At 62.6% G+C, this 14,128-nt stretch carries 20 protein-coding genes; 15 read left to right on the forward strand and 5 right to left on the reverse strand.

Translation table 11 applies throughout. The annotated features are described in order from the left end of the window. Nucleotide 1 precedes the first annotated feature (1 nt). Genes I6A82_RS09375 through I6A82_RS09430 form a run of 12 tightly spaced genes read left to right on the forward strand, consistent with a single transcriptional unit; the run spans nucleotide 2 to nucleotide 9,306 of the window. Nucleotides 2-799: a hypothetical protein gene (locus tag I6A82_RS09375; RefSeq protein ID WP_198094649.1), complete on the forward strand. Its 798-nt coding sequence runs from the start codon at nucleotides 2-4 to the stop codon at nucleotides 797-799. 13 nt (nucleotides 800-812) lie between these two features. Further along, complete coding sequence (locus I6A82_RS09380) at nucleotides 813-1,259, forward strand: hypothetical protein (protein WP_198094650.1); 447 nt, start codon at nucleotides 813-815, stop codon at nucleotides 1,257-1,259. Continuing rightward, on the forward strand, nucleotides 1,260-1,781 hold the full coding sequence (locus I6A82_RS09385) for a phage baseplate assembly protein V (protein WP_198094651.1): 522 nt from the start codon (nucleotides 1,260-1,262) through the stop codon (nucleotides 1,779-1,781). Continuing rightward, nucleotides 1,778-2,155: a GPW/gp25 family protein gene (locus I6A82_RS09390; protein ID WP_198094652.1), complete on the forward strand. Its 378-nt coding sequence runs from the start codon at nucleotides 1,778-1,780 to the stop codon at nucleotides 2,153-2,155. Before I6A82_RS09385 ends, I6A82_RS09390 begins: the two co-directional genes overlap by 4 nt. Nucleotides 2,156-2,166: 11 nt before the next feature. Beyond that, on the forward strand, nucleotides 2,167-3,330 hold the full coding sequence (locus I6A82_RS09395; protein WP_198094653.1) for a phage tail sheath subtilisin-like domain-containing protein: 1,164 nt from the start codon (nucleotides 2,167-2,169) through the stop codon (nucleotides 3,328-3,330). Nucleotides 3,331-3,377: 47 nt separating this feature from the next. Then, nucleotides 3,378-3,884, forward strand: a complete 507-nt coding sequence (locus I6A82_RS09400) for a phage major tail tube protein (protein ID WP_198094654.1) — start codon at nucleotides 3,378-3,380, stop codon at nucleotides 3,882-3,884. Nucleotides 3,885-3,928: 44 nt separating this feature from the next. Continuing rightward, nucleotides 3,929-4,276: a phage tail assembly protein gene (locus I6A82_RS09405; RefSeq protein ID WP_198094655.1), complete on the forward strand. Its 348-nt coding sequence runs from the start codon at nucleotides 3,929-3,931 to the stop codon at nucleotides 4,274-4,276. An 8-nt stretch (nucleotides 4,277-4,284) separates the two neighbouring features. Beyond that, a complete protein-coding gene (locus I6A82_RS09410; RefSeq protein ID WP_198094656.1) occupies nucleotides 4,285-4,416 on the forward strand; it encodes a GpE family phage tail protein in 132 nt (43 codons plus the stop codon). Nucleotides 4,417-4,426: 10 nt separating this feature from the next. Then, nucleotides 4,427-7,417 carry a phage tail tape measure protein gene (locus I6A82_RS09415; protein WP_198094657.1) on the forward strand — a complete coding sequence of 997 codons (2,991 nt, stop codon included), beginning with the start codon at nucleotides 4,427-4,429 and terminating at the stop codon, nucleotides 7,415-7,417. Between the two features lie 3 nt (nucleotides 7,418-7,420). Then, complete coding sequence (locus I6A82_RS09420) at nucleotides 7,421-7,912, forward strand: phage tail protein (RefSeq protein ID WP_198094658.1); 492 nt, start codon at nucleotides 7,421-7,423, stop codon at nucleotides 7,910-7,912. Continuing rightward, nucleotides 7,912-8,991 (forward strand): contractile injection system protein, VgrG/Pvc8 family, encoded by a 1,080-nt coding sequence (locus tag I6A82_RS09425; protein ID WP_198094659.1) that lies wholly within the window; start codon nucleotides 7,912-7,914, stop codon nucleotides 8,989-8,991. The genes I6A82_RS09420 and I6A82_RS09425 overlap by 1 nt, the downstream gene beginning before the upstream one ends. Nucleotides 8,992-9,042: 51 nt before the next feature. Then, nucleotides 9,043-9,306, forward strand: coding sequence for an ogr/Delta-like zinc finger family protein (locus tag I6A82_RS09430; RefSeq protein WP_198094660.1), 264 nt, complete (start codon nucleotides 9,043-9,045; stop codon nucleotides 9,304-9,306). Between the two features lie 57 nt (nucleotides 9,307-9,363). On the opposite strand, the gene I6A82_RS09435 is transcribed toward I6A82_RS09430, so the two are convergent. The 5 genes from I6A82_RS09435 to I6A82_RS09455 are packed head-to-tail and all read right to left on the reverse strand — an operon-like array spanning nucleotide 9,364 to nucleotide 12,232. Then, complete coding sequence (locus I6A82_RS09435; RefSeq protein WP_198094661.1) at nucleotides 9,364-9,969, reverse strand: hypothetical protein; 606 nt, start codon at nucleotides 9,967-9,969, stop codon at nucleotides 9,364-9,366. After that, on the reverse strand, nucleotides 9,963-10,604 hold the full coding sequence (locus I6A82_RS09440) for an Ltp family lipoprotein (RefSeq protein ID WP_198094662.1): 642 nt from the start codon (nucleotides 10,602-10,604) through the stop codon (nucleotides 9,963-9,965). Before I6A82_RS09440 ends, I6A82_RS09435 begins: the two co-directional genes overlap by 7 nt. A 24-nt stretch (nucleotides 10,605-10,628) precedes the next feature. Continuing rightward, nucleotides 10,629-11,015 (reverse strand): PH domain-containing protein, encoded by a 387-nt coding sequence (locus I6A82_RS09445; RefSeq protein WP_198094663.1) that lies wholly within the window; start codon nucleotides 11,013-11,015, stop codon nucleotides 10,629-10,631. Between the two features lie 10 nt (nucleotides 11,016-11,025). After that, entirely contained in the window at nucleotides 11,026-11,565 is a 540-nt protein-coding gene (locus tag I6A82_RS09450) for a DUF2939 domain-containing protein (RefSeq protein ID WP_198094664.1), read from the reverse strand. 19 nt (nucleotides 11,566-11,584) lie between these two features. Next, nucleotides 11,585-12,232 carry an XRE family transcriptional regulator gene (locus I6A82_RS09455; protein WP_198094665.1) on the reverse strand — a complete coding sequence of 216 codons (648 nt, stop codon included), beginning with the start codon at nucleotides 12,230-12,232 and terminating at the stop codon, nucleotides 11,585-11,587. 114 nt (nucleotides 12,233-12,346) lie between these two features. Between I6A82_RS09455 and I6A82_RS14735 the strand changes: the two genes are divergently transcribed. The 3 genes from I6A82_RS14735 (at nucleotide 12,347) to I6A82_RS09470 (ending at nucleotide 13,985) form a co-directional block, all read left to right on the forward strand. Then, the gene (locus tag I6A82_RS14735) at nucleotides 12,347-12,742 is read left to right on the forward strand and encodes a transcriptional regulator (RefSeq protein ID WP_442945122.1); all 396 of its coding nucleotides are present in this window, start codon (nucleotides 12,347-12,349) and stop codon (nucleotides 12,740-12,742) included. A gap of 102 nt (nucleotides 12,743-12,844) precedes the next feature. After that, the gene (locus tag I6A82_RS09465) at nucleotides 12,845-13,333 is read left to right on the forward strand and encodes a phage regulatory CII family protein (RefSeq protein ID WP_198094667.1); all 489 of its coding nucleotides are present in this window, start codon (nucleotides 12,845-12,847) and stop codon (nucleotides 13,331-13,333) included. A gap of 151 nt (nucleotides 13,334-13,484) precedes the next feature. Next, nucleotides 13,485-13,985 (forward strand): helix-turn-helix domain-containing protein, encoded by a 501-nt coding sequence (locus I6A82_RS09470; protein WP_198094668.1) that lies wholly within the window; start codon nucleotides 13,485-13,487, stop codon nucleotides 13,983-13,985. The last annotated feature ends 143 nt before the right edge of the window (nucleotides 13,986-14,128 follow it).

Raw genomic sequence — 14,128 nt, forward strand, 5'->3', positions numbered from 1 at the left:
CATGAGCGTCGAAGACATCACCCTCGCGGCGCAGGCCATGAACAATCTGCGCGAACAGTTCGGAGGCTTCTACACCGCCGCCGATGCGCAAATCGCGCAGCGTCGCGGTGCCTATGATGCGCTCGCGGCGGACCTTCGCGGCGTTGTTGCGCAGCAGTTGAACTTCACCGCCACCTGGGATCCGACTGCCGCCGAACCCACCAATGTGCGTGGCGGTGTCTTCACCAGCCTGGCCGCGCTGATTGGTGCTGCGCCTAAGGGCGCTCTGGTCACCGCATACGTCACTGCAGGAAGAACTCTCCACCTCACCGAAAATATTACCTTGGGCGGTCGCAGGCTGCGTTTGGAAGCGCAGGGTGCCGGTGCGAAGCCGCGCATTACCGTGGACACCCGCATCACCGGAGGCACTAACCTGCATTATTACATCGTCGCCGGCGCGCTCGGCGATGGGCTGGAAATTGTCGGCTGCGTGCTGGACATCGCCGGCAAGGTAGACGCCGGGCTTCCTTGGAACGGGTACGACAGCGTTGTCGCGCCCGTTTCGAACGGCAACGCGCCGATGATTTTTCGGGGCAATCGCGTCGATTTCGTTGCGACGGACACGGCCGTTCTTATCGATCCGGCTTTGGGATCAACGGTCATTTTCAACACTGAATATTGCACCGCGAGCGGGCCGATCACGCTTGTGAAGAACGCGGCGAGCAACGTGATCCTTTCCGCGCATCAGGCCCTCACACTCTCCAACGGTGCCGTGAAGCACAACGGCGGCACCTCCGCCGGCAACATCCTGACCATTTGAACGGGGACGATCGATGCGTTTCGATATTGAATTTGAAGGTCGCCAGACGATCAACGTCTCGCGCGGGGAAGCGGCGGATCTCGGTTATCCGGAAGAAGCAATCGACGCTGCCGAGCAGGCAGCCCACGCGGCGGCCGATCGTTCAAAGCTGCGCGAGCGGATCATAGCCGGGGCAGGGGATACCGATTCACTTCTTGGCACGGTGGCGGACGTTTCGACCTTAATGCTGGCCCAGTTGGCGCAGCTCGCCGCTGCCCTGTCGACGGCGCAATCCCTCGCCGAAATGCGAGCCGCTGCACAGCCTCTGGCCGACCTCACCAATGATTTGCGCGCGCGCATCGATTCCGGAGAAATCCATTTCCCGCACCAGGCCAAGGGCGCCGATGCGGTCATCGGAGAAGCTGGCACGCGCTTTACCGCGATTGCCGTTCTGATGGACGAAGCGGAAGAGGCTGGCTGAATGGCGCGCACCGACGCCAGCGACCTGATCCGGATCGGAACCGTGTTCGAGCGCGATCTCGATGCCGCAACCGTGCGCGTCAGGGTCGGTAGCGTGGAAACGCAGGCCATCCCTTGGAATTGCATGCGCGCAGGATCCTTGCGCATCTGGTCGCCGCCTTCGATTGGCGAGCAAGTCGTGATCGTCTGCCCGGACGGAGACTGGTCTGCCGCTTTCCTGCTCAGCGCGCTTTTCTCCGCGCAGCGGCCCGCACCTGATGCCAGGGATCAAACCTTGCTCCAGTTCGATGACGGCGCAGTCTTCGCCTACGATCATGAAGCGCACCGTTGTACCGTTGATTTGTCTACGGCGGGTGGCGCGGTTGCGCTCGTCGCTCCCGGCGGCGTTTCGATCTCTGCCGATGTCACCATCGTGGGGACTGTAACCGTCACGGAAGACGTGATCGCAAGCGACATCAGCCTCGTGCATCACATGCACGGGGGGGTTGCTGCCGGCGCCGCCAAGTCCGGATTGCCTGAATGACGGCCCGGCTCGCCACGATTTCGGGCATGGATCGCAGGAACGGTCGAACGATCGCGGGACTCGCGCATGTCCGGCAGTCGATCGAGGATATCCTGTCGACGCCCATCGGCAGCCGCCTCTGCAACCGGAACTATGGCTCGCACCTGCCGGACCTGGTCGATGCGCCGCTGAACGATGCCGGACGCCAGGCCATCTTTGCCGCCACCGCGCTTGCCATCGCCGCTTTCTATCCCGCGCTCGTGCTCACCGCCATTGCCATCGAGCAACCGGGCCCTGGCACCATTGCCGTGCAGCTGACCGGCCATGAAGCCGCCAGCGCGCCGAGCGCCGAGACCGTTACTCTGTCGATCCCGCTCACCCAGAAATCCAGCTGAAAGGACCGCCCATGCCGCTCCACCACGGCGTCAAGCTAGTCGAAGCCACCGAGGGCGCTCGCCCGCTGCGCACTGTTTCCACCGCCGTGATTGGTCTGGTGGCCACCGCGGACGACGCCGATGCGCAGGTCTTCCCCCTGAACGTGCCGGTTCAGTTCACGGATCTCGCTCCCGCCATCGCCGCTGCGGGTACCACCGGTACGCTGCGCGCGACGCTCGAGGCGATTGCCGATCAGGTCCGAACCATCGTGCAGATCGTTCGCGTGGCCGAAGGCGCCGATAGCGCGTCCACCAGCGCTAACGCGGTGGGTACGGTCGACGGTGACGGCAGACGCACCGGCGTCCAGGCGCTACGCGATGCCGAAAGCCTGCTCGGCGTCCGCCCACGCATTCTTGGTGCGCCTGGTCTCGACGATCAGGCGGTAACGGCCGCGCTCGTTTCGGTCGCCCAGGAACTGCACGGCTTCGTCTATGCAGAGGCACCCGGACCGGCGAGCGCCGATGCCATCGGGTACCGCGCCAATTTCGGCCAGCGCGAGTTGATGCTTATCGCCCCGCGCGTAAAGGTACTGGGCAGGGAAGGGGCCATCGCAGATGCGCCCGCCACCGCCTACGCGCTCGGCCTTCGGGCGAAGATCGATCAGGAGGTTGGCTGGCACAAGACGCTGTCCAATGTCGCCATCAACGGCGTCCTCGGGACGTCCCGTCCGATCGGTTTCGATCTGCAGTCCTCCGCTACCGATGCCGGCATCCTGAACGATGCGGACATTACCACCGTCATCCGCCGCGATGGCTTCCGCTTCTGGGGCAATCGCACTTGCTCGGAAGAGCCGCTGTTCGCTTTCGAAAGCGCTGTCCGCACGGCGCAGGTGCTGCGCGATACCATCGCCGACGGCCTGATGTGGGCGATCGACAAGCCGCTGCGCCCCGGGCTGGTGAAGGACATTCTCTCCACCATCAATCACAAGGTTGGCCAGATGAAAGCCCAGGGCCTGCTGATCGGCGGCGAGGCACGGTACGATCCCGCGAAGAACGACAGCGCCTCCCTGTCCGCAGGCCAGCTCTTCATCGATTATGATTTCACGCCGGTCCCTCCGGCGGAGAGCATCCACCTCACCCAGACCATCACCGACACCTACTTCGCCGACTTCGGGAAGCTGGCGCAGGCGGCCTGATCGCCGCTTGCCGCCTGCCCTGCATCGCCAACTGAAAGGACCGCCCCATGTCGCTGCCCACCGATCTGAAGGATTTCGCCCTGTTCGCCGACGGACGTTTCGTAGGCGAGGCGACGATGAGCCGTGCGCCCAAACTCAGCAGGAAAATGGAGGAGTGGATCGCCGGCGGGATGGCCGCGCCAATCGAGGTCAACCAGCATCTGGAGAAGATCGATTGCGAGTACGAAACCCGTGGCTTCTCGATCGCCAGCTTCGAACAGTTCGGCATCACCGGTCTGGGCGATCTCGGCCTGCGCTTCGTCGGAGCCTATCAGCAGGGCAATGACGGCGCCGTGACGCAGGTCGAGCACGTCATCCGCGGCAACCACAAGGAACTTGAGGCGGGCGAGCATAAGCGCGGCGAGAACGGCAGCACCAAGGTCTCCTGCGCGATCACGGTCTACACGCTGCTCGTGGACGATCGCGAAGTGATCCATGTCGACAAGCTTGCCGGGATCGAGCGCTACAACGGCACCGACGTTCGCGCCCCGATCCGCGCCGCGCTTGGCCTCTGATTGCCGCGCCGCCCATTCACTGAGCAATGAGGAAAGAACACCACATGGACAGCCAGAAGAAGGCGGAGATCGCCGCCGCCAGCGATCGTCCGCAGCCCGTCACGGTCACGCTCGATTATCCGTTCGTGCGCGGCGAAAGGCAGATCGATCAGGTGGTCCTGACGCCGCCAGCCGGCGCCGCACTGAAGGGGCTTTCTCTGTCGCGCCTCATCAACGAAGCGGACAGCGATGAGCATGCCAAGCTGCTGCCGCGGATCTCCAGCCCGGTGATCAATCGGGCGGACATCGATGCGGGCAACCTGGCCCCGTCTGATTTCATGCAGATCGTGGGTGAGGTCGTCGGTTTTTTTATTCCGAAGGCGAAGCGGGCGGAGATTGCGTCGAACGGGTAGAGGACGCGATGGCCGACATAGCGGCTGTCTTCCACTGGCCCCTGTCCGATCTGGAGCCGCTCTCCTTATCCGAATTGATGAACTGGCGCGCGCTGGCGATCGATCGCTTTAGGGCGATGCAACCGCGCGAGGCCGATTGAGGAGCAGACCGTGGACCGCGAACTGAAACTGCGCATGATTTTCTCCGCCGTCGAAAAGGCGACGGGGCCGATGCGCGCGGTGCAGGAGGGCGGCCGTGCCATGGGCAAGGAGCTGAAATCTTCGCGCGATGCCTTTCGCAAGCTCGAGCAAACCCAGAACGCGCTCGGTTCCTTCCGCAAGGTGAAGCGGGACAGCATCGAAACCGGGCGCGCTTTGGCCGATGCACGGTCCGAGGTGACGCGCCTAGCCAGCGAGGTGGATGCGGCGGACAAGCCCACGCGCGAAATGATCCGCGCGTTCGAGAAAGCGAAGCGGGAAGCGTCCAATCTGGGCAACGAATTCGACGACCAACGGAGGGAGCTGCATCAGCTGCGCGGTACGCTCGGCGAAGCCGGTATCTCGACGCTGGATCTCGGCGACGGGCAGCGCCGCCTGAAGCGCGACATGGAAGCCGCTAGCCGCTCGATCGACGATCAGGAGCAGGCGCTGGAAAGCCTCGCCAACCGGCAGAAGCGCATGGACGGCGCCCGCGCCCGCATGGACGCTGCGCGTGATCGCGGATCGAGACTGACGGGCGCTGGCGCTGCCACGCTTGGTGCCGGCGTCGCGGTCGCTGCGCCCACCTTCGCGGCGTCCAAGACCGCGATGGATTTTCAGGGTCAGATGGTCGACGTGAAGAAAGTCCTGAATGACGTTTCGCCCGCCGGGCTGAAGGCGATCGAGGATGGCCTCATCGAGATCGGTGCGCGCGTGCCGGTGCCGATCGAAGGCCTAGGTCAGATCGCAGCCGAGGGCGCACGCGCCGGCGTTGCCGCAAAAGATCTGCTCCCCTTTGTGGACAACAGCGCGAAGATGGCCGCCGCGTTCGATATCACTGCTGATAAAGCCGGATCGATGATGGCTACCTGGCGCAAGGGGCTGGGCCTCACATTGCCGCAGACTGTCGAGCTGGGCGACAAGGTGAACGCGCTCACCAATACCTTCGGCGGCGCCGCGCCGGAGATTGCCGCGATGGTGACGGAGGTTGGTCCGCTCGGCAAGATTATGGGCGTGGCGAGCGGCGAGGTCGCCTCGATGGCGCAGTTGATGAATGCCATCGGCGTGGAAAGCAGCGTCGGCTCCACTGGCATCAAGAATTTCATGCTCACCATGGCGGCGGGCGAAAGTGTCACGAAAACGCAGGGAGCCGCTTTCCAGGCGCTGGGTCTCGATGCTTCGAACATGGCGCAGCGGATGCAGACCGATGCGCGCGGTGCCATTCTGGAGGTGCTGGACGCCATCGCAAAGCTGCCGAAGGATCGCCAATCCGGGATGCTCACCAACCTGTTCGGTCGCGAATCCGTCGCCGCGATCGCGCCGCTGCTGGCCAACCTCGAAGATCTGAAGGCGAACTTCGCCCTCGTCGGAGATGCGCAGAACTACGCAGGCTCGATGGGGCAGGAGTTCGAGACGGCTATGTCCAAGACGTCGAACAAGCTCGAAACCGCAACTAATGGCGTCATCGCTATGGGCATCAGCTTCGGCAAGCAGCTGCTGCCGGTGATCGATCGGGGCGCCGCGCTGATCTCCACCGTCGCCGGCAACATCGCGGCTTGGGCGCGCGAGAACCCGGCTCTGGCTAAAACCATCGCCGTCGCCGCTGCAATTCTTGGCGGACTGCTCGTCGGCGTGGGAGCCCTGGCGATCGTCATCGGCACCGTCATGGGGCCGCTCGCTATGGCGCGGTTAGCGCTGTTCGGCCTGAAGGAGGGCGGCATCGCCGCTGGCGGTGGACTGGCGATGGTGAAGAAGGGCTTCATCGGGGTCGGCAAGGCGATCTTCACAGCGGGGCGGTTCTTGCTGATGAACCCGATCGGGCTCGCCATCACCGCCATCGCGATCGGCGCCTTCCTGATCATCAAATATTGGGACAAGGTCGCCCCCTTCTTCGCTGCACTTTGGAGCGGCGTGGAGGCGGTCTTCTCCGGCGCCTTCACCGTGCTGAAGGCATTGCTGATGACGTTCACCCCGCTCGGCTTCGTCGTGAAGCACTGGCAGGGCATCAGCGCCTTCTTCGCCGGCATCTGGGACTCGGTCGTGGCGGTGCTTTCAAGCGCGCTCGACATCGCAAAGACGCTCTTCGTGAATTTCACGCCGCTCGGCCTGATTTTCCGGCACTGGGATGTCGTCAAACCCTATTTCGCAGCGTTGTGGGAAGGAGTGAAGGATCTGTTCGTCGGCGTCTGGGACTTCATCCAGGGGGCGGCAGATGGTCGCTACAATCCGGCAAACATCCTCTACGAAAAGTGGAGCCGTATCACTGGCTTCTTCGCCGGTCTCTGGAATGGCGTGAAGGGCGTATTCTCGGCGGGATGGGCGGCGATCGTCGCGCTCGCCACAAGCTGGCCCGCCCGCATGCTGACGATCGGCGGCCAGATCATCGCGGGTCTCGTCCGCGGTATCCGCGCCGCGCCCGGCGCGGTCTGGAACGCGCTGAAGGACGTTGTGCTGGGCGGCGTAAACGGCGTGAAGAAGCTGCTCGGCATCCGCAGCCCAAGCCGTGTGTTCGCTGCCATCGGCGGCCACGTCACCGACGGTCTGACGCTGGGCATTCGCCGCGGCACCGGCGATGTGCTGGGCGAGATGGGTGGCCTCGCCAACCGCCTCACCGCAGCGGCTGCTTTTGGCTCACTGTCCTTCGCGCCGCTTTCCGCCGCTTCGGTTCCCCGGCTCGGTTCGGTCGAGATCGCGCGGGAACCGGCGCCGTCCGCTCTGCCGCAATTCGAGATGCCGGCTCGGAAACCAAGCGCGTTCCGCCCGGCAATCCGGCACGCCGATCCTGCGCCGCCCGCGTTCGGTCGCCCGCCGCGCGAACGCCGCGATCCGCAGCCCTCCGCAAGCTATCATTTCACGATCAACGGCAGCGATCCGCAGGAGATTGCCCGCCGCGTCCGCCAGATCATCGAGCAGATAGAGCGCGAGCGCGCCGCAGATCGCCGCTCCGAATATGAGGATGACTGATCGATGCTGATGAGCCTCGGCCTCTATTTTTTCTCGATCTCCTCGCTGGCTCATCAGGACATCGTCCACCGCCGCTCGGTCCGCTTCGCCCGCAACGAACGCATCGGCGCGCCGGATGCGTGGCAGTTCCTCGGTCCGGGGCCGGAGGTCATTACTCTGTCCGGTACCACCGCCTTCGGCGTCGGCGCGCCGGAGGGCGGGCTCGCCACCTTGAACCGCATGATGCAGGAAGGCGCGGCGCAGCCTCTGGTGGACGGGCTGGGCAACGTATTCGGCCGCTACGCCATCCTCGCCCTCGATACCAAGAAAACGGTGCTCGACCGCTTTGGCCAGGCCCGGCGCAACGAATGGGCCATGGATCTCGAACGCGTGGACGATCCCGGCGCGGCCATCGGCAACTTGCTCTTCGATAAGCTGGCAGGCGCCGCGCCGGGCTTGGCCTCGCTCAAGGGCGATGCACTCAGCATCGCTCGCATCGCAAAGGGGCTGTTCTGATGCAGCCCATCGCGCGCCCCGCGTGGCGCATCGCCCTCGATGGCCGCGATCTGTCAGACCGCTTGCGTCCCTATTTGATGTCGATCGCACTTCAGGAGCGGCGCGAGGACGCGGCAGACCAGCTCACCGTAGACCTCGACGATAGCGCAGGCGATCTCGCGCTGCCGCCGGTTGGTGCCACCATACAGGTGCAGCTGGGCTTTGAAGGGCAGGACGGCGGCGTTGCGGCGGGCCTGTTCGACAAGGGGCTTTTTACTGTGGACGAGGTTACTCATTCCGGACCGCCGGATCGGATCACGCTTCGCGCCCGCAGCGCGGACTTCACATCGTCCTGGCGCATGCGGCGGGATCAGAGTTGGCAGGATGTGACGCTCGGTGCGGTGCTGCAGGAACTGGCCGGTCGCCAGGAAATAAAAGCCCGCATTGCGGCGGCGCTGGCCTCGCGCCAGTTCGCAACGCTGGTGCAGAGCCGGGAGAGCGATCTCGCCTTCCTGCGGCGCTTGGGCAAGGAAAACGATGCCGTCGCCACCGTGAAGAACGGCACGCTCCTCTTTTTACCCCTGGCTGGCGGCCAGACTGCCGGCGGAGAGAGCCTGCCTCCCGTCCGCATTGCGTACCGGGATGGCGATGGTCATGATTATCGGATCGCCGCGCGCGAGGAGTATTCCGGCGTCACCGCCAAATGGCACGACAAGCAGGCGGCCAAAGAGAAAACGGTCAAAGCACGCGCAGCGAAGGCGAAGGCGGAGCCTGAAGAAGCCCCATCCGTCACCACCGGCGATGCCGAAAACCCCAAGGTGCTGCACAAGATCTTCGCTAGCGAAGAGGAGGCACAGCGCGCTGCCGATGCCGAATGGGCCCGCATCCGCCGCGCCCCGCGCTCGCTATCTGTGAACCTTGCCTTCGGGCGGCCCGAAATCGGTGCCGAACAGCCGGTCACGCTCACCGGCTTTCGCGCGGAGATCACAGCCGAGAATTGGATCGTCGCGAGCGTCGCCCACAATCTAGATCCGCGCAGCGGCCTCACCACTAGGCTGGAATGTGAGGTGCCGATTGCAGGCGCTGGATCGATCGGTTAGCAGGAAGACGGCGGGAACTTTAGGGGAACAAGGGATGGGAGTATTTGTAAGATGGCCGGAAAATCCTCGGACCCCAAGATCGCTTGCCCGGTCTGCGAAAGTGCCGCGCGCGTCGTACGCGGCCGCAACATTACGCCGCTCTACCGCGAGGTAACTTATGACTGCACGAACGAAGCATGCGGCGTCCGCTTCGTCTGTTCTGTCGAACCCCGCCGCATCATCGGGCAGCCGGCGAATGTTGGTGACTGTGGTCTGCCGGTGGTTGCACCGGGTTCAGGCGACGCCATCAACTTTCTATGTCCGATGGCTGCCTGATGATCGCACGAGCGAAGCATGTGCCGCATTACGCTTAACCATAAAGGATTAAATCGCTTAAGCGATCACTGGTATCCCTACGCAGTGCGGCGCCAGACCGTCAGTTCTGTAACGAACCAAACCCTTCAGATTGACTGAAACTTCAGCCGAATTTTTCTTTTTAGAGAACCATTCTTGCACAGCTGCAACCATCTGATGGAGGAACGTTTTAATATCTAGTTGTAGTGCAGTTTCATCCGAGCCTCCATTACCTTGACAAACGAGCTCATGGATTAACGCCGGTGACGGCAGCGTAAAAATGATCCGATCGTACTTTGCTTCTCTATTTCCATGCAGCTTTCCATTGTGAAGAACGCTGCCGCGCAGGGCCCAGCAATCGACGGGGTCGAATGTCGAAAACTTCGGCTGAAGATAAATTTCACACCAGCGTTTGTAACGGGGCCCTATGGGGCTGTTCTTTTTCGCAGCGCTGAGTTCAAGCGAAGAGCATATATCGGGAAGAGACAGCGAAAGGGCCAACGCCGCATAATAGAATTTGAACCCAAAAAGGCGGTCAATTTCGTTGATGATCGGATCCAAAGCCGAGTCGGTAAACTTCAAGACCTGAAAATCTTGAAACGTCGCTCCCGGCGGAGGATTGAGAGGATCTTCCACGATCAGCACGCCCCTGCCTGCTCAGCCCCGTACCGCGCTTCACTGTTCGTATATTTCTCGCCAGCGCTAGAGGAGAGCTGCTCGATCAACCCACTACAAGAAAAGCCGGTGAGATCGAGATACTGCTTGGCGGATCGCACGGCCTGCTCGTTCCAGTCGACATTCAAGCTATCGACTGCGACCGTGGCGTCCGCCTCGTCATACCCTTCCCCAGCATCGGAAGAAAGCTGGTTGATCAAACCAGCGCGCGAAAAACCGGTCAATGCCAGATAGCTATTCGCGCTACGCACCGCGTTGCGCTGTGGTCCGGTCAGGCTCGGCTCTGCTGGTTCGATGGTGGCCGCCGGTTCTGCTATATCCTCATTGTTATCGGTGCTGGCAGCGGGAGCCGCCATGGTTTCAGCTTCGATGTTTGCCAAGTCAGCGGTTGCCTCATCTGGATCGGGGCTAGCAAATAGACCTATGACAAACAGTAGAACGAAAATGCTAAGGCAGCCCAACCCCAACTTTTTGGCTTTGGATCCACTCTTCTTCGGTTCGGCGACGGTCCCGCTCGCGAAAGTCGCGCCGCAGTTGGAGCAGACTTCCGCGTCCCGTGGGTTTGCGGTCCCGCATTCCCGGCACAGTTTCGTACCGTTTGCCATGTAATCCCCCCCCCCTCGGTCTGTTCAGCCGAACACTTTTTCGTTGATGAATTGCGCTACTTTCGAAACGTCGACGCCCTTCGTGAACATCAGTTCACAGACGCCCCAACCCGAACCGCAGATCTTCAACTCGGCATCAAGGTCGAACGTGCCACTGTTTTCCAGGGAGAAGGCCGTGATCGCCTTCCAGGGAAAGCTGCTTACGGAGACTTTTTTGCCCCGCAGCCCCTGGGGATCGATCACGAGCATACGCCGGTCGGTGAAAACGGCCGCGTCACGCAACCCTTTGAACTCCATCTGCACTTGCTCGCCGGCCATCAGAAAGTTCTCGTACCGGTCAGCCGACGTGCCAATCGAAGTCGGATTACCGACAAACTTTTTCGATAGAAACGGATGTACTAAATCAGCCATATTTTCCCCCTCATTCCTCTCCGGCCAGCTCGTCCGCTGGCAAGTCGAGAGAGACCAGCTTCCAGCCAAGGCCGTCTCTTTCGAATAGGAGTGCCGCACCGGTTTTGTCGCCATCGGGGCGCGCTCGGAAACGGTCGAACCCATTTCGATCGATCTTCCAGTTCACCGGCGATGCATCCTCGGTGCTCACCTCCGATGCGCCAGCGCTGTCCTTCTTTTCGGCTTTACCCTTCTCGATCATGGCTGCCATGAATTCTGGCGTGACCAAGCCGTCGATCATCGGACCGACCATGCCCATGGCTAGCGCACCACCCAAGGCTGCAAACCCGTCGCTGGGTTCTTCGGCCATCTTGCGTGCCATCATAGCAGACATCTGAGCTTTCATGGATTCGCGTACAGCCGGGAAATCGATCCGGTCACGCAATTCCTCGGGATCGCCTTCTTCGGCGGCGTCCTTCAGCTGCATCATCGCATAGCTGGGCGACGCGAAATACCATGCTCCAAAAAGCACTGCGGCCAGCACGGCCGCCCCAATCATCCACTTCTTCATAATCTCCCCCCGGATATAGCTACAACTTCGCCACCCTAGCGACCACACGGCCGATCAGATGCAGTTCGTCATCTACCGCACGGTCTTCCGGCACGGATGGATTGTCGGAAAGGATGGCCACGCTGCCGTCCGGGCGCGGACGCAAACGCTTGATCATACCCACTCCGCCGAAGCTGAACGCCCAGATTTGATCGGCCATGCGCAGATGATTGTCGCTCTGGTCGATCAGCACCAGATCATTGGTACCGATCGTTGGGGCCATGCTGTCGCCGATACCTTCCGCGAACACGATATGTTCCGGACCGGCCTTGGTGTAGCGGCGGATGAAAGAGGTCGAGAACGGCTCGTGGCGCACTTCCGGATCGTCGTCCTCCAGGAACGTGCCGCCCATGCCATAGGCAAGATCGAGCATCGGCACTTCGATGATGTCGTCGCGCTCTGGAAGAATTGGTGGTGCGCCAGCGGTAGGATCATCGATATCGCCAGTCAGGTATTCCGGCGAAGTCCGAAGCTCGCGCGCAATCCGGTGAAGATGGATCGAACCACGAGCCTCTCCCCGAATTAATTTTCCGATAGTCTGGGGTGTGACGTTGACACGGCGCGCCAGTTCAGATTGCGATAAATCCGCGCTTTTCATCCGCTCAGCGAGGCGCTCACCCAAACCCATTGGCACTACCTACAACCTAGGTGACAAGTTGGAATAGTATTTTGGTGCTTGACTTGTAACCACCAAGGTTGCAGTCCTAGCACCATGGTTGCAACGCTTTCCTTTCAGGCTCTTATGCGTGCAGTGGAACTGGCCGGTTCAAACAGCGCGCTCGCAACAGCGATCGGTTGCTCGGCGACGGCCGTCTGGAAAATGGTGAACAAGGCCCACCGCCTCTCCGTCGATTACGTCCTGACGGTCGAGAAGCTTTACGGCATCTCACGTCACGATCTCCGCCCGGATATCTATCCGCGCGAACCTCAAACTCCCGCCCACCCCCCAGGTGTCTCGAAGCCGGTTACGCATTCTGGCGACGGGACAGGCGCTGGCGTCGCTCAAGCGAAGGCGCTGGCGCACGGGAGCGGTTCCGGATTCCCCTCCGGGACAGGCGAACCGGGCGGAGGGGCCAACCCGCCCTCCGTCCGGGGAGCCATCCAGTTCGATCAACCAAGGGAAGGGGCGGCGCGATGATCCCGTTCGTCCGTTCATGGGCGCAATCTGCCGGGAACCGGCAGGCCTGTCAGGGCATCATACTCGCTGTCTTTTTCCCCATGCGAAGCAGGGGAGGGGCCGATGCGTGAACTCGAAGGCAGCTTGCCGGCGGAAGAGCAGCGCCAGGCGCGCGCCGTCCGTCAGGCGATCGAGGCCGCAGGGGGCTTCACTCCATGCGCGCAGGATACCGGAAAGAGCGAGAGCCTCCTCTCCCGCGCCGCCTCGCCCAACTATCATCACAGCCTCACCATCCGCGATGTCGAGATCATCGAGAGCGCGGGCCACGGCAAGGCTGGCCACCCGCACATCACGCGGCACCTCTGCCGCGCCAATGGCGGGCTTTTCGTGCCGCTGCCCGATGCGGCGGGCGGGGAGGAGGCTCTCCTGAAAGGCGTTACCGCCATCGCCGCCGAGTTCGGTGACGTCAGCCGCGCGGTGTCCGAAGGCTTGGCCGACGACGACTTCTGCGCGGCCGACGCGCGGCGCGCTCTGATCGAGCTGGATGAAGTCGACGTCGCATCCGCCAGTCTGCGCTTGGTGCTGAAAGGCATTGCGGAAGGATCGGCATGATCGGCCCTTCGCTCACCGAGGTTCAGCCGGCCGCCCCCTGATCGGCCCGCCCCGCGGCCTCCCCCCATCAAAGTCCGAAATTCAAACCGCTTCGGTTCGCGCACCCGCGCTTTCCGAAACGGCTCCCTGCTGCCCGAACGGAGCACCCGACATGAACATGATGAGCACAATGGAAGCGCCGTCGCTGGATGGGTTCGCCCAGCCCGATATCGCCGCGCCGGTCACCACCGCGATGTCACCCGGCACCTATCTGCGCAAACGGCGCGAGGCGGCAGACAGGACGCTCGAAGACGTCGCCCGAACGCTGCGCCCGAAATGGGGCGTCGCGCAGATCAACTGGATGGTTTCCCATCTCGCCGAACTGGAGAATGATGAGGCCTACGTTACCGGCGTCGTCGTCAGAAACATCGCAGCGACGTTCCCGATGGACGCGAACGTCTACAACGCTCTCGTCGCGATCCGCTGCGGCGTCGAGCTCGATGAACCGCAGCTCTGCCGCGAATGCGCCTGCAGCGCGCACGATGCGTGCATAGACGCGCTTGGGCATGGCTGCAGCTGGGTGGAGGGAGATCCCACGCTCTGCACCAACTGCCGCGAACCTGAACCGGTGGAAGGTGCCAATGCGATCGAAGGCCGGGCTCGTGCGGCATGAACCGGCAACCCCCTTCGCGCAGCGGCAACGGCACCAGAACGACGGGTGCCACACTCTTCGCAGGACGTCGCATCCGCGCCTCGATCGCGCCGTTCGCCGCGCCTGCATTGCAGTCGGATCAATCGCGTTCGCGGCCCTCCCGG

The sequence above is a fragment of the Novosphingopyxis sp. YJ-S2-01 genome, from assembly GCF_016093175.1.
Taxonomy (GTDB): Bacteria; Pseudomonadota; Alphaproteobacteria; order Sphingomonadales; family Sphingomonadaceae; genus Novosphingopyxis; species Novosphingopyxis iocasae.

Bases quoted from the DNA above. Each gene is read 5' to 3' on its own strand.
- I6A82_RS09440 (WP_198094662.1), bottom strand. From the start codon at position 10,604: ATGGCAAACGGTACGAAACTGTGCCGGGAATGCGGGACCGCAAACCCA.
- I6A82_RS09420 (WP_198094658.1), top strand. From the start codon at position 7,421: ATGCTGATGAGCCTCGGCCTCTATTTTTTCTCGATCTCCTCGCTGGCT.
- I6A82_RS09385 (WP_198094651.1), top strand. From the start codon at position 1,260: ATGGCGCGCACCGACGCCAGCGACCTGATCCGGATCGGAACCGTGTTC.
- I6A82_RS09375 (WP_198094649.1), top strand. From the start codon at position 2: ATGAGCGTCGAAGACATCACCCTCGCGGCGCAGGCCATGAACAATCTG.
- I6A82_RS09395 (WP_198094653.1), top strand. From the start codon at position 2,167: ATGCCGCTCCACCACGGCGTCAAGCTAGTCGAAGCCACCGAGGGCGCT.
- I6A82_RS09390 (WP_198094652.1), top strand. From the start codon at position 1,778: ATGACGGCCCGGCTCGCCACGATTTCGGGCATGGATCGCAGGAACGGT.
- I6A82_RS09470 (WP_198094668.1), top strand. From the start codon at position 13,485: ATGAACATGATGAGCACAATGGAAGCGCCGTCGCTGGATGGGTTCGCC.
- I6A82_RS09405 (WP_198094655.1), top strand. From the start codon at position 3,929: ATGGACAGCCAGAAGAAGGCGGAGATCGCCGCCGCCAGCGATCGTCCG.
- I6A82_RS09455 (WP_198094665.1), bottom strand. From the start codon at position 12,232: ATGGGTTTGGGTGAGCGCCTCGCTGAGCGGATGAAAAGCGCGGATTTA.
- I6A82_RS09410 (WP_198094656.1), top strand. From the start codon at position 4,285: ATGGCCGACATAGCGGCTGTCTTCCACTGGCCCCTGTCCGATCTGGAG.
- I6A82_RS09425 (WP_198094659.1), top strand. From the start codon at position 7,912: ATGCAGCCCATCGCGCGCCCCGCGTGGCGCATCGCCCTCGATGGCCGC.
- I6A82_RS09445 (WP_198094663.1), bottom strand. From the start codon at position 11,015: ATGGCTGATTTAGTACATCCGTTTCTATCGAAAAAGTTTGTCGGTAAT.
- I6A82_RS09450 (WP_198094664.1), bottom strand. From the start codon at position 11,565: ATGAAGAAGTGGATGATTGGGGCGGCCGTGCTGGCCGCAGTGCTTTTT.
- I6A82_RS09465 (WP_198094667.1), top strand. From the start codon at position 12,845: ATGCGTGAACTCGAAGGCAGCTTGCCGGCGGAAGAGCAGCGCCAGGCG.
- I6A82_RS09400 (WP_198094654.1), top strand. From the start codon at position 3,378: ATGTCGCTGCCCACCGATCTGAAGGATTTCGCCCTGTTCGCCGACGGA.
- I6A82_RS14735 (WP_442945122.1), top strand. From the start codon at position 12,347: ATGCGTGCAGTGGAACTGGCCGGTTCAAACAGCGCGCTCGCAACAGCG.
- I6A82_RS09380 (WP_198094650.1), top strand. From the start codon at position 813: ATGCGTTTCGATATTGAATTTGAAGGTCGCCAGACGATCAACGTCTCG.
- I6A82_RS09430 (WP_198094660.1), top strand. From the start codon at position 9,043: ATGGCCGGAAAATCCTCGGACCCCAAGATCGCTTGCCCGGTCTGCGAA.